This window comes from Vagococcus sp. WN89Y (assembly GCF_052220145.1).
Lineage (GTDB): Bacteria > Pseudomonadota > Gammaproteobacteria > Enterobacterales > Enterobacteriaceae > Kosakonia.
Genome location: NZ_JBQPOM010000070.1, coordinates 125676 through 148438, shown reverse-complemented (window position 1 = coordinate 148438; position 22763 = coordinate 125676). Strand labels below are relative to the sequence as shown.

Sequence of the window (22763 nt, the reverse complement as noted above, 5' to 3'; positions counted from 1 at the left end):
TTAAGGCTGCGTCGGGCGGGCGGTGCTCGCCCGGCGTTTCGGTAACAGCAACCATAATCCTGCCAGCATCACCACCGCGTACAGGCTTTTCCAGCCTGGAATGACCAGCAACAACAAACACAGCACGCTGCCAATCATCGCCAGCGCTTTATAACGCCCTCTCAATAACCGGCACCCCGCCAGCATGCACAGCAGGTAGATCAGGATAAAAATACCGTTGGCGTAAATGATAAGCGTATCCAGATTGATACTGAAAATGTAAATGCCGAGCGTACAGATGACGCAGCATATCAGCACTGCGTTTAACGCATTCACCGGAAGCTGGCGTTTTGAGAGCTGCGCCAGCGCGTGGTCAGGCCGGTATGCCGCCTGCGACCATACCAGGCGGGCAAAACTCTGAATATAGATATTCAGGCTGGCAAAGCAGGCTAAGTAACCAATAATGCAGGCTATCCACTGCGCTTGCTTACCAAACAGCGCCACCACAATCACCGGCAGCGAGGCGGCTGCGCCCTCATCATGCCAAAGGTTGAATCGCAGCACGGCGACCGTGCAAGCCCAGTAGACAAAGCCTGCCAGCAGCAGGCCGATGATGAGCGCGCGCGGGAAATCCCGCTCCGGGTTTTTAAACTCAGAAGCCAGATGGGCAAATGCTTCCAGGCCGACAAAGCACCAGAACATCACCGCCAGCGCAGCCGCCAGACCGGACACGGGCACCTGCGCAAGCGGCGGGAAGGCGATGGTCGAAAACGCAATGTCGCCGCGCCACCAGATAGCGACGATCAGCGCGACAATCAGCCCGGCAATAATCGATTGCAGATTCGCGCTGGAGCCTGCGCCACGCGTGCCAACCAGCCAAATCAGCGCCAGCGTGCCGAGTTCCACCAGCAACAGTTGCGCGCCTTGCCAGCCAAACATCCCTTGCCAGAAACCGGCGGCAATGTGCAGCGCGGCCGGTAAGCCGACCGGAATAACCGAGAGAAACAGCCAGCCGGTGACGCGCTCCAGGCGTGGGCCAAATGCCATGCCGACGAAGTGCGCAACACCGCCCGCGCTGGGGAAATGACGCCCCATCACCGCAAAAACAATGGCGACCGGAAACACTAAGGCAATCAGTACCGGCCATGCCCACAGGCTGTTATCCCCCGCGGCCAGCGCTGCCAGCGCCGGAACGGCAAACACCCCGGTACCGAGCAAGGACGTGGCGAGCAATCCAATACCCTGCGCCAGCCCCAGCTCCTGTTTTAATCCGCTCATTGTTTCCGCCTGAATTGTTGTCGACAACTGTTTTAGTTTGTCGATGTTAGCACACTCATTTTTCGCCCGATCGTACTCAACCCCGGCCAGCCGCGGAGGGACGACAGAAGATTTGCGATTAAGTCGCATTTTCACAAATTTTTTTTGCTCTCCCCCCTTGAAGCGACAAAAAGCCAACCCCATCTCTCACGCACCAGCCGGAGAACCGATAGTGGCCCGGCGTAACCCACAACTGATACGGACTTCTCAAAGGAGAGCTATCAATGAAAATTCGTCCATTGCATGATCGTGTGATCGTCAAGCGTAAAGAAGTTGAGTCTAAATCTGCTGGCGGCATCGTTCTGACTGGCTCCGCAGCGGGCAAATCAACCCGTGGCGAAGTGCTGGCTGTAGGCAATGGCCGTATCCTTGAAAATGGCGAAATGAAGCCGCTGGACGTGAAAGTGGGCGACATCGTAATTTTCAACGATGGCTACGGCGTAAAAGCAGAAAAGATCGACAATGAAGAAGTGTTGATCATGTCTGAAAGTGACATTCTGGCAATTGTTGAAGCGTAACAACGCGCGAGAACCTGAACGAATTTAAGGAAAAAGAAAATGGCAGCTAAAGACGTAAAATTCGGTAACGACGCTCGTGTGAAAATGCTGCGCGGCGTAAATGTTCTGGCAGATGCAGTGAAAGTTACCCTGGGCCCGAAAGGCCGTAACGTGGTACTGGATAAATCTTTCGGTGCACCTAACATCACCAAAGATGGTGTTTCCGTTGCGCGTGAAATCGAACTGGAAGACAAGTTTGAGAACATGGGCGCCCAGATGGTGAAAGAAGTGGCTTCCAAAGCGAATGACGCGGCGGGCGACGGCACCACTACTGCGACCGTGCTTGCACAATCTATCATCACCGAAGGCCTGAAAGCTGTTGCTGCGGGCATGAACCCGATGGATCTGAAACGTGGTATCGACAAAGCTGTCGCTGCTGCGGTTGAAGAACTGAAAGCCCTGTCTGTGCCGTGCTCTGACTCCAAAGCCATTGCTCAGGTTGGTACTATCTCCGCTAACTCCGACGAAACTGTGGGTAAACTGATCGCTGAAGCGATGGACAAAGTCGGTAAAGAAGGCGTTATCACCGTTGAAGACGGTACCGGTCTGCAGGACGAGCTGGACGTGGTTGAAGGTATGCAGTTCGACCGTGGCTACCTCTCTCCTTACTTCATCAACAAGCCGGAAACTGGCGCAGTAGAACTGGAAAGCCCGTTCATCCTGCTGGCTGACAAGAAAATCTCCAACATCCGTGAAATGCTGCCGGTTCTGGAAGCCGTTGCGAAAGCAGGCAAACCGCTGCTGATCATCGCTGAAGATGTTGAAGGCGAAGCGCTGGCAACGCTGGTTGTTAACACCATGCGTGGCATCGTGAAAGTGGCTGCGGTGAAAGCGCCTGGCTTCGGCGACCGTCGTAAAGCTATGCTGCAGGACATCGCAACCCTGACCGGCGGTACCGTGATTTCTGAAGAAATCGGTATGGAACTGGAAAAAACCACGCTGGAAGACCTGGGTCAGGCCAAACGCGTTGTTATCAACAAAGACACCACCACCATCATCGATGGCGTGGGCGAAGAGAGCGCTATCCAGGGCCGCGTGAACCAGATCCGTCAGCAGATCGAAGAAGCTACCTCTGATTACGACCGTGAAAAACTGCAGGAGCGCGTAGCGAAACTGGCAGGCGGTGTTGCGGTAATCAAAGTGGGCGCTGCGACCGAAGTTGAAATGAAAGAGAAAAAAGCACGCGTTGAAGACGCCCTGCACGCGACCCGTGCTGCGGTGGAAGAAGGCGTGGTTGCCGGTGGTGGCGTTGCGCTGATCCGCGTAGCGAGCAAACTCTCTGAGCTGAAAGGTCAGAACGAAGACCAGAATGTGGGTATCAAAGTTGCGCTGCGCGCAATGGAATCTCCGCTGCGCCAGATCGTGCTGAACTGCGGCGAAGAGCCGTCTGTTGTAGCGAACACCGTGAAAGCGGGCGACGGTAACTACGGTTACAACGCCGCAACTGAAGAGTACGGCAACATGATCGACATGGGTATCCTGGACCCAACTAAAGTAACTCGTTCTGCGCTGCAGTACGCGGCTTCTGTTGCCGGTCTGATGATCACCACCGAGTGCATGGTGACCGACCTGCCGAAAAGCGACGCGCCTGATTTAGGTGCTGCTGGCGGCATGGGTGGCATGGGCGGTATGGGCGGCATGATGTAATCGCCTGAACGCGCACGCGGGGTTTTGTCTCGCGTAAGTTCACCGGAAAGAGCGGGTTAATCCCCGCTCTTTTTTTGCGCGTAAAATACTATGCCGGGCAATCCAGCGTTGGCGAGTCGGCGCTGAGGCGGTATTGCCACCTGGCGCTCACGTTCTCCACGCTTTGTTTCGCCACGCCTGATAACGCCGCGTTTTTAGTGTTGTTTAACCCGACTCCCGCCAGTAATCCCAGCAATGCAATCGTCAGCAGAATAATCACCACGTCTCTTATTGCCTGGGAACGTTCCCTTTTTGCGCTAAGCGAAAAGGGCGCCGCTTCGCGAGCGATAGTGACATCAGGACTGAGCAAAAACCCTGCTTTCGGAATCGTTTTTATAATTTGTGCCTCTAACCCAAAATCAGCCAATGTTCTGCGTAATAACGAAATGTACTGATTAAGCGTATTATTTGAGGAGTGTAAGCCATAATTTTCCCACACCGCCTGAAAAATATCATTACGTGATAATACCTGGCCTTGCTGTTCGATTAAATAAGCAAATAATCTGCTGCTGGCAGGCGTTAAGAACCTTTTTTCCTGCTCGCTGCCAATGTGCCATATTGCGCCGTCAGCTGGCCTGAAATAAATTTCCCGCTCAATAATAAATCGCATAGAAATACCCTGTGTAACCTTTATAAGCTTTGGTTTAAATGAGTCTTGTTAAGAGAAGTTGTTAAGTGTTATTGCAAGTATGAAAGCAGTAATGAAAGCTTGAACGCCTTTTTAACTCTTTATGATTTATCGAAAATCGTGTTGTGTCGTTATATTGTCAGTGCTTCTTTTATTGTCAATCAATAACCTTGTTTTTTTCTCTGCGCGTATCGTTATTGCTTTCTCAATTAATAAATAGCTGAACGGCACGCAGAGATTTTATTGTTTATTTTTTTATAACCAGCCTTCATATAGCTGGCATGCTTACATCTGACAAATAATAATGTTGAATACGGATCTGCTGGCGTTATAAATCACTGAAGATGCGGGTTTTACCTTAAAATTAAACTGCACCCGGCACAGGGCGAGCGAGCTGGCGTGAGTGATGCGTGGGTGCAGGGCGGGATCCAGGGTAATGATTACGGTGTGTTCTCAATTTAAGGGAAGGAGTAACATGAAATTTTCAAAGGTTTTTATATTAAGCGCTTGCTGCATGATTATGCTTTCAGCCTGCGCGGGCGTTACGCCAAAAACAGCCAAAAAGGTAGATAAAACGGCAAAAGAGACTTACGTTGAGCGCAAGTCTCCCTTTTTTGACGGTATCATCATTGCTTCAACGAATAACCCTTGCATTGATCAGTTCACTTTTATTCGTGGTAATAAAATAGATGTTTATAAAAACTATTCTGCCGACTATGCAAAGATTGGCGATGGTTATCGTTTTTTAAATGTGAACCAGCACATTATGGGGAAAGAAGCCAAAGACGTTTATACCATGCAGCTTGATTTAAAGTTAGATACGCTTTGTTCCAAAGCGCATTATACCAGCTATCAAATTGTCAAAGAAAAAATGCGTAACCTCACCAATATTTAATCTCTAAATAACCAACGTATTATCCGATGCCGCTTGCGGGAGCGGCTCTTTTTCATGCCATTTTTTCACGGAAATGTAATTATGTGGACGAAACGAAAACCCGGATGGATGCGGGTCACGGCCTGGGCTGTTTTATTTATACAGTTTATCAGCCCGCTATTTTTAGCGCTGACACCGGCGGCTCGCGCAACGGAATACCAGGATTACCAGACCATGAGCGAAACCATGGCGGGCCTGCAAGCGCTGATTAATGAACCGAGAATGCTGCAACGTTCTTCAACCCCTGCGCCAGCATCTGTCGCAACACACTCAACAGCGTCAACCTCTACGCCGCCAGCATCCTCGCTTTCAACATCCACCATCGCGCCGCAGCCTGCCACGCCTGGCGGATTACCGGATCTGGGTATACCGAAACGCCATGACGGCGATCCGCCGTCAACAGAGCAGTGGCTCGCGCCGAAAGCGATGCAGGCGGGGCAACTGCTGGCTGAGGAGAATGTGGGTGCCTCATCGGTGAATTTTGCCCGCAGTATCAGCGAAGGCATGATAAGCCAGCAGGTCAACGAGTGGCTTAATCATTATGGTTCTGCCCGCGTATCATTAGGGACAGATAAGCTCATCACCGGCGATCTGCTGCTGCCCTTTTACGATAGCGAGAACGCGCTCCTGTTCAGCCAGGTGGGCCTGCACAGTGCTGATGAGCGCAATTTTGCCAACCTGGGACTGGGCTATCGGCAGTACACCCAAGGCTGGATGTTCGGTATCAACACCTTTTATGACTACGATTATACCGGCAAAAACGCCCGCTTAGGCGTGGGCGGTGAAGCCTGGACCGATTACCTCAAGCTGAGCGCTAACGCTTATTACGGCCTGACCGACTGGCGCCAGTCACCGTTAAAAAGCATGCAGGATTATGATGAGCGTCCGGCTAAAGGCGTTGATATGCGCGCGCAAGGCTGGTTGCCTGAACTGCCGCAACTGGGCGCGACGCTGAAATATGAGCGCTACTTCGGCAAGAATATTGTGCTGGCAACCCAAAGCGATCCGCAGGCGTTCAAAGACAATCCTCAGGCGGTGACGCTTGGCCTCAACTATACGCCTTTCCCGTTGTTGACCTTCTCCGGCGAGCGTGCGCTGGGCGATACCAGCGATACCCGGCTGGATCTGACGATGAATTACCGTTTCGGCGTACCGCTCTGGCAGCAGCTCGATCCGGCATATGTTGATTTGCAGCGCAGCCTGGTCGGCAGCAAATATGCGTTTGTGGATCGCAACTATAACATCGTGATGCAGTACAAGAAGCAGCAACTGGTGGCGCTCTCTTTGCCGCAGCTGATCACGGCCGAGGCTGGTTCAACGCTGCGTATACCGGTGACCATTGCCCGCGCCAAACACGGCCTGAAAAAGCTTGAATGGAGCGCATCAGCGAATTTTACGGCGAATGGCGGAAGCTGGCATCAGCCTTCGATAAGCGAGCTGGAAGTCCAGGTTCCGGGGTTTACAGCAGATAACCTGCGCACACAGAGCAAGGTGCAGGATTACGTGCTTACCGTGGTTGGCGTTGATGAAAACGGTAACCGCTCGCTGCCGGTTTCAACCACGCTTCAGGTCTCGCCATCGAGCGATGTCATCAGGCAGATGGGGGTCGAGCCAAATGCGGTACAGCCTGCTGATAGTAAGCATGCTTACACCATCAACGCCCAGGCGGTCGATAAAAACGGCCAGCCGCTGGTCGCCCGGCGGATAACGTTCAGCGTTGTACAATTAACCGATAGTAGCGGCGCGTCTGCCGCCACGCTTTTTACGCAAAAAGAGACAGATAACACCAGGCTTAGCGTCTATACCGACAGCAATGGTATCGCCAGCGTCAGCGTACAAAGCCGTAAGGCCGGGGAAGGAACGATTATTGCCCGCATGGATAACGGTAATTCCAGCAGCACCAGAGTTTCTTTTATTGCTGATGTCACCACGGCAAAACTGACGGCTTTAGATGTCATCGCCAACAATGCGATGGCAGACGGAAGCCAGGCCAATGAATTGCGCGCGAGCGTCGGGGATTTTTACGGCAACCCGCTGGCAAACTTCTCGGTGGCTTTCGCAAACGATAACGGAGCGACGATGCAGGGCGGGAACATCGCCATGACGGACCAGGAAGGGCACGCCACGCTGCGCCTGACCCATACCCGCGCCTCGACCAGCAACGTGACGGCGACGGTTAACAATGCCTCCCTGAGCCAGGCGGTAACATTCTTGCTCGACATGGCTACGGTGGATTTTGCCAACAGTGACTACACCCAGGATGCGCGGGCGAACGGGAGCGATAGCAATCTGCTCATGGTGAAACTCATCGATGCCTGGGGCAACCCGGTTCCCGGCGTGACGGTGAAATTTTCGCCGGATGCGGCGGTGACGCTTTCTCCGGCACAGGTGCAAACGGATGCGAAGGGTAAGGCGCAGACAACGATGACCAGCCTGCGGGCAGGTGAGTTCTCTGTCACGGCGAGCATTGTCGGTAACGACCACACGACGCTTATCAAAACGCGCTTTGTCGCCGATGCCAGCACCGCCTTCCTCACGGAAGAAAGTCTGACTATCAGTCCGGATGGTGCGGCTGCCAACGGCAGGGACACGAACGGTATGACGGCAACTGTGACTGATGCAAATGGTAACCCGGTAGAGGGCGCGATGGTCACATTTTCCGCAACGCCTGACGCCTGGGTTATCAATCAGCAAATGAAAACCGGGCCGGATGGGAAGGTCTCCACCTCAATAGCCAGCCTGAAGGCCGGAACGTTCACCGTCACGGCTGAGGTAAACAACCATACTCTGCATAAAAATACGCTGTTTATGGCTGACAAAGCCACTGCGTATATCAGCGAAAAGTCTCTGACGGTCGAGAGAGACAATGCTGCGGCAAATAACAGAGCTGCCAATCTGGTCTCGGTGAACGTCACTGACATCAATCTCAACCCGGTGGCCGGTGTGGCGGTGGATTTTACCGTGAGTGAGGGTGCTACGTTTAAAAACGTTAAGAGCATCACCGATACCAATGGCAAAGCCACTGCGGAGGTCATTAGCCAGAAGGCGGATAAATATACAGTTAGCGTGGCGCTCAACGGCACCTCTGTCAGCGAAGAGGTAACATTTGTTGGTGATGTTTCTACCGCTACGCTTACCCGCGTCACGCTGGATGATCAGGTTGTTGATAAAGTCGCTAACAACGCCGATTACTTTACCTTTAGCGCGCAGGTGAAAGATGCGTATGGTAACGCAGTGCCAGGTGTCTCGGTCCGCTGGAAACATAACAGCGGCACGGGGGTAACACTAAATAACCAGACCGTAACGTCTTTAGCAGGTATTGCCACAACGGTACTGCACAGTTCCCGCACGACGTCGTTAAATATTCAGGTCTCTGCTTCGCTGGACGAATCTCACCCGGTTGACGCCGACAAGACGGTAAATTTCAATCCGCAAAAGGTGCTACTACGCGGTTCAGTATCTGGCGTAGCGGCCGGGGTAACACATCTTGTTCAAAACGCGACGGTGAGTTTTTATAAAAACAAACAGGATACCCTGGCGGCTTATACTGTGATGACCAACAACGGTGGTTATTCACTGCTTATCACGCCAGGTGAATGGTATGTCACAGCCTCGTCGACTGAATATATCACGGCTGAAAAATCAATAAGTGTGTCCACTACGGAAAAGCAAACTCAAAACTTTTCATTAATAAAGCGACTCGAAGGGAACGCCGCGGTAATCACCTTAAAATGGGAAGCCGGGCCGCTGGACCTGGATGCTCACCTGATGATCCCCGCACTGGGCAATAGCGCTAACCGCATTCATATCGCTTCGTACAGTAAATCGACACAGGGGGCCGATGTGGTGACTAGCGGAAATATTACCACGGGACTTGGGCCTGAAAAGTTAACCATCCTGAAGATGCACCCTGGTGCCTACTGCTATTCCGTGTATAACCCGCAGCCGAAATTAGGCAACACGGTGATTGGTGCGGCTGTCAATATTATGTTGGCGGATGGCAGGGAATTTAACTGGCAGGCATCAAACAGGTCGCAAGATTTGCTGTGGTTTGTCTTTAAGATTGTTGTTTCTGAGGACGGGATTGTTTCGATACTGCCCGTCGATAAAACATACCCTGATGCCAAAGCAGGTTTTGATAACTGTTAAACCTCTCCCCGGCCACCGTGCCGGGGTTTTTTATTCCGGCAAATTTGTGCGACCTGCGAGAGCGGTGTTTTTCTTTTATTCATCTTTTTAGTATAAGGTCTACACATGGACGATTACGTCCAGCTCATTGATTATGGGGAAATACATGCACATTAAACATTTAGCAGGGATGGTTGGCGCGGCAATGCTGTTAGCAGGCTGTTCCAGCAGTAATGATCTGAGCGCTGCGGGCCAGGGCGTGCGTTTTGTCGAAGAGAAACCCGCAGCCGAGTGCAAATATCTCGGCACCGCCACCGGCAAGCAGAGTAACTGGCTTTCCGGGCAGCATGGCGAAGAGGGCGGTTCCATGCGCGGTGCGGCAAATGCGCTGCGTAATCAAGCGGCGGCAATGGGCGGCAACGTGCTGTATGGCGTAACCAGCCCGTCGCAAGGTTTCCTCTCAAGCTTCGTGCCGACCGCCAGCGAAATGAACGGCCAGGTGTATAAGTGCCCGAACTGAGAAGCGTCCCTCTCCCGGCGGGAGGGGGATCAGCGTTGGCGCAGCTGTAAGTCCAGCGGCGTTTTACTCGGCTCGCCGCCAATCTCTCTGGCCAGCCTCGGCACCATATAGCCGGACACCAGCGTCAGCAGCTCGCGCATAATGCGCCGCGCCTCTTCATCACTCACCATAAAATGCGCCGCGCCCTGGACTTTATCCAGCACGTGCAGGTAATAGGGCATTACGCCTGCATCAAATAACGCATTGCTGAGACTGGCCAGCGTCTGCGCATTATCATTCACGCCACGCAGCAAAACGCTCTGATTGAGAAGCGTCACGCCGGCGCGCTTAAGCATCAACATCGCGTCGCAGAACGCCTCGCCAATCTCTTGGGCGTGATTGATATGGTTAACCAGCAAAATTTGCAGCGATGATTGGGCAAACCGTGCGGCCAGCGTATCGGTGATGCGCGCCGGGATCACCACCGGCAGGCGGCTGTGGATACGCAGGCGTTTCACATGCGGGACAGCTTCCAGCTGCGTGAGCAGCCAGTCCAGCTCGTGGTCTTTGGCCATTAACGGGTCGCCGCCGGAAAAAATAATTTCATCCAGCTCCGGGTGCGCGGCAATGTAGTCCAGCGCGCCCTGCCAGTTGCGTTTGTTGCCCTGGTTGTCCGCATAAGGAAAGTGGCGGCGAAAGCAGTAGCGGCAGTTTACCGCGCAGCCGCCTTTTACCAGCAGCAGCGCCCGGTTGCGGTATTTGTGCAATAATCCCGGCACGACGCTATGCTGTTCTTCCAGCGGATCGGTACTAAAACCGGGGGCGGCGATAAACTCTTGCGACGAGGTAAGTACTTGACGCAGCAGAGGATCGTCCGGGTTGCCTTTCTCCATGCGCGCGACAAACGCACGCGGCACGCGCAGGGCAAACAGGCGCTTTGCTTCGCGCCCGGCAAGCAACTGTTCGTTATTAGCTATTTGTAAAATATGCAGCAGTTCATCCGGATCGGTGATTACATCGGCAAGTTGCAATAACCAATCTTCTCTGGAAGGGGTTTTTAGGGTTACAATGTGTGCCATTTTTTTGGCTAAGCTACCAGTTAACAATTCAGAGGGCCTTATGGCGACTTACTATAGCAACGATTTTCGTGCCGGTCTTAAAATCATGATGGATGGAGAACCGTACGCGGTTGAAGCCAGCGAATTCGTTAAACCAGGCAAAGGCCAGGCTTTCGCACGCGTTAAGCTGCGTCGTCTGCTGACCGGTACCCGCGTTGAAAAAACCTTCAAATCTACCGACTCTGCCGAAGGCGCAGATGTTGTCGATATGAACCTGACTTACCTCTACAACGACGGTGAGTTCTGGCATTTCATGAATAACGAAACGTTCGAGCAGCTGGCTGCCGACGCTAAAGCCGTTGGTGAAAACGCTAAATGGCTGCTGGATCAGGCCGAGTGCATCGTGACCCTGTGGAACGGCCAGCCGATTTCCGTGACGCCGCCAAACTTTGTGGAGCTGGAAATCGTGGACACCGATCCAGGTCTGAAAGGCGACACCGCGGGTACCGGCGGCAAACCGGCAACCCTGAGCACGGGTGCTGTGGTTAAGGTTCCGCTGTTCGTACAGATTGGCGAAGTGATTAAAGTCGATACCCGCTCCGGCGAATACGTATCTCGCGTGAAATAATATTCACGGCTTCGGCGTAGCCTTGCGCTACGCCGTCAGGCCTGGGCAGGGATGATGAAACGCCTTACGAAACTCTTTTTACTGATGTTTATCAGCAGCGCCGTTCTGGCGGGCTGCAATACCGCGCGCGGCGTCGGCGAAGATATCAAAACGCTCGGTCATGCGATTTCACGCGCAGCCAGCTGAAATTTCTCATCATCTTAAAAAATCGTCTGTCCCGGTAAATTCTGCAGATCTTGTCTATGCTTATGTAGCTATACACAAAAATATTGGCTACTTAAGGATAGATATTATGGTTAAGAAAACAATTGCTGCGATCTTTTCTGTTCTGGTCCTTTCTTCCGTACTGACGGCGTGCAACACCACGCGCGGAGTAGGTCAGGATATCTCTGAAGGTGGTAGTGCGATTTCTGGTGCTGCAACCAAAGCACAACAGTAAATTTTGGGCGGTACAGCGCCTGCTGTACCGCTAGTTTATTGCATCGGGTAGCGACAAAAATGGCGTGAACCGATTATCCATCCCAAGCTTCATCCTGATATTGCGCTTGTAGGTATAAACGGTTTTACCGTTGATGCTCAGCTTAGTGGCGATGCTCTGATTACTTCTTCCTTCCATCCACAGCGTTAATACTTTTTCTTCCTGCCGGGTTAACAGCGGCACGGCGGGTTTCGGCTCAGTACGCGTAGGGCGAGAGAGCACAATCGCGTCAATACTCTGCGCCAGTGTATCCAGCGAGGCGGTTTTAAGCAGCGTCTCTTCGATATTAAATTGCGTGAAATAGTCCGAAAGCTGCGCGTCTTCGCCCGATTCGAGCAACAGAACTTTGATGCCGTCGCCGCATACCGAGAAAAGCGAAGCCAACTGCTGAATATGGTGTATCTCGTTTTTGAAACCGTGCAGGTCAGCGATAACCAAATCCGGTTGCCACTGAACAATATGCTCTTTCGCCAGCATCAAATTATGTAAAGCCGCGACCAGGAATGAGGCGGGGAACAAATCGGTTTGATTGAGCCAGGATTCCATCCCTGTGCGGGTGAAGTAACAACGGTCAATCACGAGAATTTTGAACATATTTTTCTTCGCAGTCAGAAAGTGGCGCACATCTTCCCGTTACCAGGAAAGCGCTTCATCATAGGGGGTAAAACTGGTGAATAAATGCGTGAATTCCGCTGCGAACTGTAGCTATTTCTTGCTTTAGCTACGCAATTGTGTTCAACAACAAAAAAGTTGAAAAAAACCGCCAGAGAAGACAAAATTAATGCCTCTTCACCAGCCTGCGGGACGACCCGACAGCGCTTATCATCATTGGGGACGGCCCCGTAACGGAGCCAAAACTATGTCCTGGATAATTCTTCTTATTGCAGGTTTACTGGAAGTTGTGTGGGCCGTCGGCCTGAAATATACCCATGGGTTTTCGCGCTTAACGCCAAGCGTCATTACGATTGTCGCTATGGTTCTCAGTATGGCGCTGCTCTCCTGGGCGATGAAAACGCTGCCGGTGGGCACGGCCTATGCGGTATGGACGGGGATTGGCGCCGTGGGTGCGGCAATCACCGGCATCCTGCTGCTCGGTGAGTCCGCAAGCCTGGCGCGTATCCTCAGTCTGTGTCTGATTGTGGCGGGTATTCTTGGTTTAAAACTCAGCGCCCATTAATGGTTCTGATTAATCCACAGTAATTTTTCTGTGGCAAAACCCTGCCGGGCCGCGACGTCCAGCATCTGTTGTTTCACTTCGGCCGGAATCGTCGGGGTGCGCGACAGGATCCACAGGTAGTCGCGGTTCGGCCCACAGACCAGCGCGTAGCGGTAGTCCTTATCCAGAGCAATAACGTTATAGCCGCCATAGAATGGGCCGAAGAAGGAGACTTTCAGCGCCGCCGTGCCCGGATCGCCGGTGAAATAGGCTCTTCCTTCGGATTGCTGCCATTTGTTGCGCGCCGGGTTATAGCCCCGGTTCACCACATTCAGCCCGCCGTCATCGCGTAAACTGTATGTCGCCGTGACTTTTTCCAGGCCGCGTTCGAAACGGTGATCGAAGCGGGCAATCTCATACCACTGGCCTAAGTATCGTTGGGTGTTGAAGTTCTTGACGACGGTCACGCCGTCGGGGGGCGTAGGCGAACTGCAGGCAGAAAGTAAAAAAGCGGCGGCAATCGTTGCGAGAATAAGTCGTTTACGCATGGTGCATCCCTCCTGGTTCTTTTTTTTTAACTATAGAACCTAACGGGAAGCACGCTCTCCTGATTTTACAGGAGAGCGACGGTTGTCAAATAAACAGCACTCCCACCAGCGTCACCACGCTCAAAATAGCGGCGAGGCCGTAAAACACCCATTTGCCGCTCGGCACGTGGATTTTTAAATCATGCATCATATGGTGGATACGATGCAGACCGCACCACACCGGCAACACAATCATTAAAAAGATAAACACGCGCCCGATAAAGCTCTGGGCAAAGGCCAGCACGCGATCGTAACCCAGGGCATCGCCGGGGTAAAAACCGAGCGGCAAAAGCACGCCAATCAGCAGCACAATAACCGGCGTGACGATAGCGCCCCACATGCCGCCTGCGCCAAATAAGCCCCAGAATACGGGTTCGTCGGAACGTTTTGGATTTGGATTAATCACTTTGGCCTCCTTACCAGAACAGCGCAACAAACAGGATCACGACCGTGACCACCGCCGTGACTACCCACAGCCCTTTCACCACCGGCTCTGGCCCCATTTTTTCATCTTTTATCACGATGTTTGACGCTTTTGGCGCCAGATCGAACCAGGTTTTGGTATGTAACAGCGCGGCCGCCAGCGTTATCAGGTTCAGGATAACCACCACCGGATTTTGCAGAAAGCTGACAAAACCGCTCCAGCTGTCCGGGCCATCTTTCAGCGCGTAAAGACCGTAAATCAGCACGATACTGAACCAGACGGCGGGCACCGCTGTACCTTCACGCAGCATATAGAAGCGATAAAACGGCAGAGTTTTCCACCAGGTGGCAGGCATTGGGCGAACCCAGGCTTTGCGTTTGGTCGTCATAATGCACTCCTTAGCGTGGTTTCAGGGTGGTTATCAGAAAGTCTTTCGAACTTTCTACCTTGCCCTGCTGAATAGCGGCGGCAGGATCGACATGTTTCGGGCACACTTCTGAACAGTAACCGACAAACGTGCAGCTCCAGACGCCGTTCTGGCTGTTCAGTTGCCCCATGCGCGCTTTCTTGCCGTTATCGCGGCTGTCCAGGTTATAACGGTGCGCCAGCGTTATCGCCGCCGGGCCGATAAATTCAGGATTCAGGCCAAACTGCGGGCACGCGGCGTAGCACAGACCACAATTGATACAGCCTGAGAACTGGTGATACTTCGCCATTTGCGCCGGGGTTTGCTTGTTCGTCCCTTGATCCGGCGTGCGCGAGTTGCCGATGATATAAGGCTTTATCGCTTCGAGAGACTCGATAAAGTGCGTCATATCCACCACCAGATCGCGCTCAACAGGGAAGTTCGCCAGCGCTTCAACCTTGATGCCTTTGGTGTAATCGCGCAGGAAGGTTTTGCAGGCCAGCTTCGGCACTTTATTGACCATCATGCCGCAGGAGCCGCAAATCGCCATGCGGCAGGACCAGCGGTAGCTCAGATCCGGCGCCAGGTTGTCTTTGATATAGCCCAGCGCGTCAAGCAGCGACGTTTGCTCATCGTAAGGTACGTCATAGAAGGCGCTGCGCGGTGCGTTGTCCACTTCCGGGTTGTAGCGCACCACCTCAATTTTTAGCGTTTTCATCTCAGCCATTGCTCGTCTCCTTCTTCTCGGCGGCTTCCGCTTCCCCACCGTACATACGTTTCGCCGGTGGTAAGGTCGTGATTTTCACATCGCTATATTCCAGACGAGTGGTGCCGTCGGCATCGCGGAAGGCAAGGGTGTGCTTGAGGAAGTTGACGTCATCGCGCTCGGTACAGCCTTCGTCGAGACGCTGGTGGGCGCCGCGCGACTCTTTACGCGCCATCGCAGAGTGCGCCATACATTCCGCGATATTCAGACCATGACCCAGCTCAATGGTATACAGCACATCCGTATTGAACACGCTTGATGTGTCGCTAATACGCACACGTTTATAGCGCTCCTGTAGCTCCGCCAGCTTATCAATGGTTTTTTGCATCAGCTCCGGCGTGCGGTAGATACCGCAACCTTCTTCCATCGCTTCGCCCATCTCGTCGCGGATTTTCGCCCAGTTTTCATTACCATCCTGGTTGACCAGGTCTTTCAGGCGTTTTTCCACATCAGCAGCCTGAGCATTCAGCGCGTCATTGTTTGCGGCGCTGGCGCTGGCCGAACGCGCCATTGCCTGCTCGCCCGCAAGACGGCCAAACACCACCAGCTCTGCCAGCGAGTTAGAGCCAAGACGGTTCGCACCATGCAGGCCGACCGAGGAGCATTCGCCCACGGCAAACAGCCCGGTGATGCGGGATTCGCACTGTTGATTGGTTTCGATACCGCCCATGGTGTAGTGCGCGGTCGGACGCACCGGAATCGGCTCTTTGACCGGATCGACGCCCACGTAAGCTTTTGCCAGCTCGCAGATAAACGGCAGGCGTTCGTTGATCTTTTTCTCGCCAAGATGGCGAAGATCCAGGTAGACCACGTCGCCGCGTGGCGTGGAGATGGTGTTGCCTTTGCGCCACTCATGCCAGAACGCTTGCGACACTTTGTCGCGCGGGCCAAGCTCCATGTACTTGTTTTTCGGCTCGCCGAGCGGGGTTTCCGGCCCCATGCCGTAATCCTGCAAGTAGCGATAGCCATTTTTGTTGACCAGAATCCCGCCTTCGCCGCGGCAGCCTTCCGTCATCAGAATGCCGGAGCCGGGCAGGCCGGTAGGATGGTACTGCACAAACTCCATATCGCGCAGCGGCACGCCATGTGCCAGCGCCATGCCCATACCATCACCGGTAACAATGCCGCCGTTGGTGTTATAACGATAGACGCGCCCCGCGCCGCCGGTAGCCATCACTACGGCGTTGGCGCGAATTTGTATCAGCGAACCTTCCATCATGTTCATGGCGACCAGGCCACGAGCATGGTTGTCATCTACGAGGATATCCAGCACAAAATGCTCGTCAAAACGCTGGATTTGCGGGAACTGCAAAGAGGTCTGGAACAGGGTGTGCAGCATGTGGAAGCCGGTTTTATCGGCGGCGAACCAGGTGCGCTCAATTTTCATACCGCCAAAGCGGCGCACGTTCACCGAGCCGTCCGGGCGGCGGCTCCACGGGCAACCCCACAGCTCAAGCTGGGTCATTTCTGTTGGGCAATGGTGCACAAAGTAGTCGACGACATCCTGTTCGCACAGCCAGTCACCGCCTGCGACGGTATCGTGGAAGTGGTACTCAAAGCTGTCATGATCCTGGGCGACGGCGGCTGAACCGCCTTCAGCGGCAACCGTATGGCTGCGCATGGGATAAACTTTTGAAATCAGTGCGATTTTGGCATTGGGATGGGCTTGCGCCGCAGCGATTGCGGCACGTAATCCTGCCCCGCCTGCGCCAATCACAGCGATATCGGCTTGAAAAGTTTGCACGACATTCCTCCAGATTATTGTTGTTCCGCAACGATAAGCCTGGGCTTTGAAGGTAGTTGCGGAAATGTTCCACTGCTCCTTTTTGGGTAACCGCAGTATAACCTCATGGATGTAAGGGAAATTTGACGTGTTCGATTTTTTTGCGGTTCTCTCGCCTAATGCATCATCTGCTTTGATGAAAATCATCACCTTCTATTTATAGACGAGATAATTGAAATTTTTTTGCGCAAAATTTGTCTCCATGAATCGTTGCGGGTAGACTTCGTGCCCTTGTTTGATACCGGAGAAAGCACCATGAGCGAAACGGCAACCTGGCAGCCGAGCGCATCCATCCCAAATTTGTTAAAACGCGCGGCAATCATGGCGGAGATCCGTCGCTTCTTTGCCGATCGCGGCGTACTTGAGGTGGAAACGCCCTGTATGAGCCAGGCGACGGTAACCGATATTCATCTGGTCCCGTTCGAAACCCGTTTTGTTGGCCCCGGCCATTCTCAGGGGCTTAATCTCTACCTGATGACCAGCCCGGAATACCATATGAAACGCCTGCTGGCGGCGGGCTGCGGCCCGGTGTTCCAGCTGTGCAGAAGCTTTCGTAATGAAGAGATGGGGCGCCATCATAATCCTGAGTTCACCATGCTCGAATGGTATCGTCCGCACTACGATATGTACCGTTTGATGAATGAAGTGGATGATTTGCTGCAACAAGTGCTGGATTGCCAGCCTGCGGAATCGCTGACTTATCAGCAGGCATTTCAGCGCTATCTGGAAATCGACCCGCTTTCAGCCGATAAAAATCAATTGCGTGAGGTCGCGGCGAAACTCGATTTGAGCAATATCGCGGATACCGAAGAAGACCGCGACACATTGCTGCAACTGCTCTTTACTATGGGCGTGGAACCGCATATCGGTAAAGATCGCCCAACCTTCGTCTTCCACTTCCCGGCAAGCCAGGCGGCGCTGGCGCAGATCAGCACCGAGGATCATCGCGTTGCGGAACGCTTTGAGGTTTACTTCAAGGGCATTGAGCTGGCGAATGGTTTTCACGAATTGACCGACGCGCGCGAACAGGCGCAGCGTTTTGAGCAGGATAACCGCAAACGCGCGGCGCGCGGTTTGCCGCAGCAGCCGGTGGATGTGAATTTGCTGGAGGCGTTGAAAGCAGGTCTGCCGGACTGTTCCGGCGTGGCGCTCGGTGTTGACCGCCTGGTAATGCTGGCATTGCAGGCCGAAAGCCTGGCTGATGTGATTGCGTTTACCGTCGACAGAGCCTGATATCGCCGCGAAATCTCTCCTGATGAAACACATCGGCCCCGAAAGTTCGGGGCCGATGTGTTTATACCGGGTGCGATAACAGAAAACTGTTTTTCTTCGCCGCTTACACACTCCCCGCCGGGCGGTTTTGCCGACCCGCAGAACTGAGCGTCCGCGCCGCTTTTTTACCGTCCAGGCTTTCAAGGCGCATCTGGAATGGCGGGAAGGGCAGATCGATACCGTGCTCGCGAAAGCCTGCCAGAATCAGCTGGTGGATTTCATGGCGCAGCGGCATACGATGGCCCATCTCCGCTGCGTAGATACGCAGCTCAAACAGCTGTAGCCCGTGTTGTAAATCAACGAGGAATACTTCCGGCGCCGGGTTATCCAGCACCAGCGAGCAGCGCTCGGCGGCGGTATAGAGGATTTGCGTCACCTCTTCACTGTTTGCATCGACCGGTGCAGGCACCGTTAGCACCACACGTGTGACCGAATCAGACAACGACCAGTTAATAAACTGCTCGGTGATAAAGGCTTTGTTCGGCACGATGATCTCTTTGCGATCCCAGTCGCTAATCGTTGTCGCTCGGGTATTGATACGGGTAATACTGCCGGTCAGATCGCGGATCGTCACCGTGTCGCCAATACGAATAGGTTTTTCAAACAGAATGATCAAGCCAGAGATAAAGTTGGCGAATATTTCCTGTAAACCGAAACCGAGACCCACACCGAGCGCGGCCACCAGCCATTGCAGCTTCGACCACTCGATGCCAATCATCGAAAAGCCCACCAGCCCGCCAAACAGCATCAGCAAATATTTGGTGATGGTGGTAATGGCATACCCGGTGCCCGGCGCGAGATCCAGATGCTGTAGCAGCGCCAGCTCAAGTAACGCCGGAAGATTACGCACCAGCTGCGTGGTGATAATAAACACCAGGATAGCGATAAGCACCGCGCCCAGGGTGATAGGCTCCAGGCTTTCCACCCCCTGGACCGTGGAGGTGACATCCCATAGCGGGATATTTTCCAGAAAACCAAACGCCGAATGAATTTCTGACCACAGCACAATCACCGACAGCAGCGCGACCAGCATCAGGATCGAACGCACCAGCCGCAATGACTGCACGCTGATTGCATCCAGATCGACCTCCGGTTCGTCTACATCTGCCACGCCTTCGGTGCTGGTGGGGTGAGGGGATTCCTCTTCACCGCGTGCGCGCTGCGCCAGAATTTCCGCACGGCGATGGCGGGCGCGTTCAAACGCCAGACGACGCCGTTGAATCAGCATCCAGCGGCGAATGATGTGATACACCACCAACAAGGTGAACCAGATAGCGACAGAAGTCTCCAGGCGTGCCAGCAACGCCTGCGCGGTGGCCAGATAGCCGACCGCCGCCGCCAGAATAGCTATCAGCGGCGCGCTTAATAACAGGTTCCACAGCAGGTGGTTTGGCATATTATCGCTGCTGCCGGACTTATCCACATACAGCGGAATACCGGCGCGTTTCAGACTCAGCGTCACCATCGCCAGCGCGCCGCAGATAAGGATAAAGCAGAGCCTGCCCAGCGAGGCGGAGAACTCGCGATCGTCGAGGTTATCGAACATCATCAGCGCCATGATCAGCGGAACGATAAGGCCGATACTCATCACGTAGTAGCGCATCGCGGGTGCGACCCGTTTACGCGGCCAGCCGAAGTGGGCGATAAACAACCCGTTCGGGCGCGCGAAGGTCGCACAAATCATTACCGCCCACAGTAGCGGTACGGTTGCTCTGACGCCATCGCCCACGGCGACCGCCAGCGGATAAGGCCAGGCTTGCTGTAAACCATAACCAAGCGTCGCCCACAGCACCGGCAGCGGCAGCGCAACCAGAATCGACCAGAACACCGTGCGCATGGTGAGCCAGAAGTGATCCTGCGTGACTTTGCCGACGCGGGCGCTGGAACGTTCAAGAAAACGGGTGAAATGCCTGCGTGAGTAAATACTGAACCCAACCAGCACTAACGCGCCGAACAGTGGAAACAGCGTCTCTTTGCTGGTCAGCATCATCGCCGTGGCTTTGCCCAACTGGCTGATAGTGTCCAACGACAGCAAACGGCGCAAATCCTGCACAATATCGAGGGGCCAGCTGAAGGTTATCGGGCCGACATCCGCCGTCCAGAACAGGTAGCGGTGGGTGGCTTCGTTGACCTCTTTGAGCGCATCTTCCAGCTGACTGTTGGCGACTTTGAGCTTGGTCAGCTCAAGGATCAGCGTATCGCTGCCCTGGAGCAGAGAATTGAGCAATTCACGCTGGGTACGCAGCTGCGCCTCAAGGATACGGCTCTGCTCGGCGGTCAGCGGCTGGCCATCAGCCTGGTGAATCTGGCGCAGCTGCGGCTGTTTGTTCAGCAGGTCTTCATAGCGCATGCGGTGCACGCGCTGTTGCGCCATTTCGGTATCAAGCTGCTGGGGTTTCGGCATCTCCGGCAGGCGCGCCACCTGAGCGCGCAGGGCTTCGCCGAGCATATTCGAGACGCCAAGCCACTGCGCTTGTTCACGCAGGGTGTTGAGCGCCTGGCGCACCTGTAATGTCTGGCCGGTTGCCTGGCGTTGCTGCGAGGCCACCAGATCCATCCGCTGCGCCTGCTGATTCAAGGCCTGCGACAGCTCGCGGTTGATGCGGAACTGCTCAAGAATTTTTTCAGGCAGATTCGCGCTATTTTCTGCCAGCAGTTCCGTGCTCTCCAGCGCTTCTTCTGCTTCACGCTGGCGCTGGCTATTGAGCTGGTTACGCAGCGCCTGTAGCCAGGTGTCCAATTGCTGGGCCTGTTTTTGTGCCAGCGCCGCGCGCATACGGGCCAGTTCCTGGCGGTTATTGGCCGACAGTTGCGCCAGCTCCAGCTCATCCACCAGGGCTTTCAGTTTTGCTGATTCCGCCTGGGCGCTGAAATTTTGCGCCTGCGCCAGCGGCGTGTTGCCAGCCGCTGCGTTCAGCCGACGCTCCACTTCAGTAAGCTGACGGCGCGCATCGGTTTGCTGCTGCGGTAGCTGGCTGAGCGAATCGCTGATTTCCCTGGCGCGCTCCTGCTCCTGCTGCGCAAGACGAGTCTTCTCCAGCAACTGGCTGCTGACTTGCAGGATTTCCTGATTCAGCGCATCGCTGCTCATGCCTGACGGCACTGTTTTCGGTTCTTCGCGCAGGCTATCGAGCTGCGCGCGCAGGGTTCGGGAGGTTTTGGGGAAGTTATCAATAACGTCCTGATACTGCTTTGCGCGCTCGGCAGAGGCTTTACGCTCTGCGAGCGCGTTGAGCGCAGACTGGAGCATCTCAATGATTTCGGCTTGATCCGGCGTATTCTTCGCCGCTTTGGCCTGCTCCAGCTCTTGCGTGATTTGTTGGGCATCGGGAGCCGTCGCGGCGACAGCTCCCAGGCTGAGGCACCAGGCCATCAGAAACGTGATAATCAGGCGCACTTCAGTCTACCTTTCGTCAGGGATTAGCTTACGTCTTTGTCGTCAACGCGACCGTCAACCAGCGGGCTGGCGTCGTGTTCTGCGTTGATCTCGTCTGCTGGCAGGGGAGCCGGTTGCACATCAGCCGGTGCGAAAGGTTCGGTGGAGACTGCCAGCGGCTGGCCGATTTTGGTCACCGACAGGCTTTGCAGCGTGTCTGCGAGCTTCACTTTACCCGGCGCGAACAGGTTGATAACCGTTGAACCCAGCTTGAAGCGACCCATCTCCTGGCCTTTGAGCAGCGCCACGGCGCCTTCTTGTTCACCTTCCGGCCACGTCCAGCGTTTGATAATGCCTTCGCGCGGCGGCGTAATGGTGCCCGCCCACACCGTTTCAATACTGCCGACAATGGTTGCGCCCACGAGGATTTGCGCCATCGGGCCAAACTCGGTATCGAACAGGCAGATAACGCGCTCATTACGCGCGAACAGGTTCGGCACATTCTGCGCAGTGAGATGGTTCACCGAGAACAGATCGCCCGGGACATAGATCATCTCGCGCAGGATACCGTTGCACGGCATATGTACGCGGTGATAATCGCGCGGGGAGAGATACGTGGTAACGAAGCTGCCGTTGCGAAACAGATCGGCCATCAGGTAGTTACCGGCCAGCAGCGCTTCAAGGCTGTAATTGTGCCCTTTGGCTTGCAAAAGCTTGTCGTTATCAATGGTTCCCAGCTGGCTGATCACGCCGTCTGCCGGCATCACCAGCACGTTCGGGTCTGTATTCAGCGGGCGCACCTCATCGCGCAGCGGGCGCACAAAGAAATCGTTAAACGAGCGGTAGCTTGCCGTGTCCGGCTTTTGCGCCTCTTTCATATCGACCTTGTAGTATTTCACAAACAGATCGATAACCAGTTTGGTCAGCCAGCCCGCACGTTTGCTTGCGCCCCAGCCCGCCAGGCGAGTGAGCCACAGTTTCGGCAGAATGTATTGCAGCGAAAGTTTAAGTGAGTTTAACAAGGTAGCCTCCAGGCCGTTATTTTGTCGTTCCTGATCCCGCGCCCAGACGCCGGATCTTTAGCAAAAAGGGACGATTCAG

General features: G+C 54.3%; 21 protein-coding genes. 10 read left to right on the top strand and 11 right to left on the bottom strand.

What is annotated here, in order from left to right:
- The gene (gene yjeH, locus ACTU3N_RS21415) at positions 1–1257 is read right to left on the bottom strand and encodes an L-methionine/branched-chain amino acid transporter (protein WP_443088147.1); all 1257 of its coding nucleotides are present in this window, start codon (positions 1255–1257) and stop codon (positions 1–3) included.
- A 263-nt stretch (positions 1258–1520) separates the two neighbouring features.
- On the opposite strand from yjeH, the gene ACTU3N_RS21410 reads away from it, so the two are divergent.
- Both ACTU3N_RS21410 and groL read left to right on the top strand, forming a co-directional pair.
- Positions 1521–1814 carry a co-chaperone GroES gene (locus ACTU3N_RS21410; RefSeq protein ID WP_036103188.1) on the top strand — a complete coding sequence of 98 codons (294 nt, stop codon included), beginning with the start codon at positions 1521–1523 and terminating at the stop codon, positions 1812–1814.
- A 39-nt stretch (positions 1815–1853) separates the two neighbouring features.
- Positions 1854–3500, top strand: coding sequence for a chaperonin GroEL (groL, locus tag ACTU3N_RS21405; RefSeq protein WP_443088146.1), 1647 nt, complete (start codon positions 1854–1856; stop codon positions 3498–3500).
- Positions 3501–3588: 88 nt separating this feature from the next.
- On the opposite strand, the gene ACTU3N_RS21400 is transcribed toward groL, so the two are convergent.
- Complete coding sequence (locus ACTU3N_RS21400) at positions 3589–4149, bottom strand: winged helix-turn-helix domain-containing protein (RefSeq protein WP_443088145.1); 561 nt, start codon at positions 4147–4149, stop codon at positions 3589–3591.
- A gap of 493 nt (positions 4150–4642) precedes the next feature.
- Between ACTU3N_RS21400 and ACTU3N_RS21395 the strand changes: the two genes are divergently transcribed.
- From ACTU3N_RS21395 to ACTU3N_RS21385, 3 genes are all read left to right on the top strand, one after another.
- Entirely contained in the window at positions 4643–5062 is a 420-nt protein-coding gene (locus tag ACTU3N_RS21395) for a hypothetical protein (RefSeq protein ID WP_443088144.1), read from the top strand.
- Positions 5063–5143: 81 nt separating this feature from the next.
- On the top strand, positions 5144–9250 hold the full coding sequence (locus ACTU3N_RS21390; RefSeq protein ID WP_443088143.1) for an Ig-like domain-containing protein: 4107 nt from the start codon (positions 5144–5146) through the stop codon (positions 9248–9250).
- Positions 9251–9395: 145 nt separating this feature from the next.
- Positions 9396–9749, top strand: coding sequence for a DUF4156 domain-containing protein (locus ACTU3N_RS21385; RefSeq protein ID WP_443088142.1), 354 nt, complete (start codon positions 9396–9398; stop codon positions 9747–9749).
- 29 nt (positions 9750–9778) lie between these two features.
- Here the strand turns inward: ACTU3N_RS21385 and epmB are convergent, their stop codons facing one another.
- Positions 9779–10807: an EF-P beta-lysylation protein EpmB gene (gene epmB, locus ACTU3N_RS21380; RefSeq protein ID WP_443088141.1), complete on the bottom strand. Its 1029-nt coding sequence runs from the start codon at positions 10805–10807 to the stop codon at positions 9779–9781.
- Positions 10808–10847: 40 nt separating this feature from the next.
- Here epmB and efp point away from each other — a divergent pair, with 40 nt between their 5' ends.
- The 3 genes from efp (at position 10848) to ecnB (ending at position 11853) form a co-directional block, all read left to right on the top strand.
- Positions 10848–11414: an elongation factor P gene (gene efp, locus ACTU3N_RS21375; RefSeq protein WP_443088140.1), complete on the top strand. Its 567-nt coding sequence runs from the start codon at positions 10848–10850 to the stop codon at positions 11412–11414.
- 51 nt (positions 11415–11465) lie between these two features.
- On the top strand, positions 11466–11600 hold the full coding sequence (locus ACTU3N_RS21370) for an entericidin A/B family lipoprotein (RefSeq protein ID WP_443088139.1): 135 nt from the start codon (positions 11466–11468) through the stop codon (positions 11598–11600).
- A gap of 106 nt (positions 11601–11706) precedes the next feature.
- Positions 11707–11853: a lipoprotein toxin entericidin B gene (gene ecnB, locus ACTU3N_RS21365; RefSeq protein WP_003025482.1), complete on the top strand. Its 147-nt coding sequence runs from the start codon at positions 11707–11709 to the stop codon at positions 11851–11853.
- 30 nt (positions 11854–11883) lie between these two features.
- On the opposite strand, the gene ACTU3N_RS21360 is transcribed toward ecnB, so the two are convergent.
- A complete protein-coding gene (locus tag ACTU3N_RS21360; protein WP_443088138.1) occupies positions 11884–12486 on the bottom strand; it encodes a helix-turn-helix transcriptional regulator in 603 nt (200 codons plus the stop codon).
- 265 nt (positions 12487–12751) lie between these two features.
- Between ACTU3N_RS21360 and sugE the strand changes: the two genes are divergently transcribed.
- A complete protein-coding gene (gene sugE / locus ACTU3N_RS21355) occupies positions 12752–13069 on the top strand; it encodes a quaternary ammonium compound efflux SMR transporter SugE (RefSeq protein WP_443088137.1) in 318 nt (105 codons plus the stop codon).
- Here the strand turns inward: sugE and ACTU3N_RS21350 are convergent.
- The 5 genes from ACTU3N_RS21350 to frdA all read right to left on the bottom strand — a co-directional run bounded on the left by ACTU3N_RS21350 (position 13066) and on the right by frdA (position 16975).
- Entirely contained in the window at positions 13066–13596 is a 531-nt protein-coding gene (locus ACTU3N_RS21350) for a lipocalin family protein (protein ID WP_443088136.1), read from the bottom strand. The genes sugE and ACTU3N_RS21350 overlap by 4 nt on opposite strands.
- An 85-nt stretch (positions 13597–13681) precedes the next feature.
- Complete coding sequence (frdD, locus tag ACTU3N_RS21345; protein ID WP_443088135.1) at positions 13682–14041, bottom strand: fumarate reductase subunit FrdD; 360 nt, start codon at positions 14039–14041, stop codon at positions 13682–13684.
- A 10-nt stretch (positions 14042–14051) separates the two neighbouring features.
- Complete coding sequence (gene frdC, locus ACTU3N_RS21340) at positions 14052–14447, bottom strand: fumarate reductase subunit FrdC (RefSeq protein ID WP_443088134.1); 396 nt, start codon at positions 14445–14447, stop codon at positions 14052–14054.
- Between the two features lie 10 nt (positions 14448–14457).
- The gene (locus tag ACTU3N_RS21335) at positions 14458–15192 is read right to left on the bottom strand and encodes a succinate dehydrogenase/fumarate reductase iron-sulfur subunit (protein WP_443088133.1); all 735 of its coding nucleotides are present in this window, start codon (positions 15190–15192) and stop codon (positions 14458–14460) included.
- Positions 15185–16975, bottom strand: coding sequence for a fumarate reductase (quinol) flavoprotein subunit (frdA, locus tag ACTU3N_RS21330; protein WP_443088132.1), 1791 nt, complete (start codon positions 16973–16975; stop codon positions 15185–15187). The genes ACTU3N_RS21335 and frdA overlap by 8 nt, the downstream gene beginning before the upstream one ends.
- Positions 16976–17269: 294 nt before the next feature.
- On the opposite strand from frdA, the gene epmA reads away from it, so the two are divergent.
- Positions 17270–18247 (top strand): elongation factor P--(R)-beta-lysine ligase, encoded by a 978-nt coding sequence (gene epmA, locus ACTU3N_RS21325; RefSeq protein WP_443088131.1) that lies wholly within the window; start codon positions 17270–17272, stop codon positions 18245–18247.
- A gap of 103 nt (positions 18248–18350) precedes the next feature.
- Here the strand turns inward: epmA and mscM are convergent, their stop codons facing one another.
- Positions 18351–21683, bottom strand: coding sequence for a miniconductance mechanosensitive channel MscM (gene mscM, locus ACTU3N_RS21320; RefSeq protein WP_443088130.1), 3333 nt, complete (start codon positions 21681–21683; stop codon positions 18351–18353).
- A 23-nt stretch (positions 21684–21706) separates the two neighbouring features.
- Complete coding sequence (gene asd / locus ACTU3N_RS21315; protein ID WP_443088129.1) at positions 21707–22684, bottom strand: archaetidylserine decarboxylase; 978 nt, start codon at positions 22682–22684, stop codon at positions 21707–21709.
- Between the last annotated feature and the right edge of the window lie 79 nt (positions 22685–22763).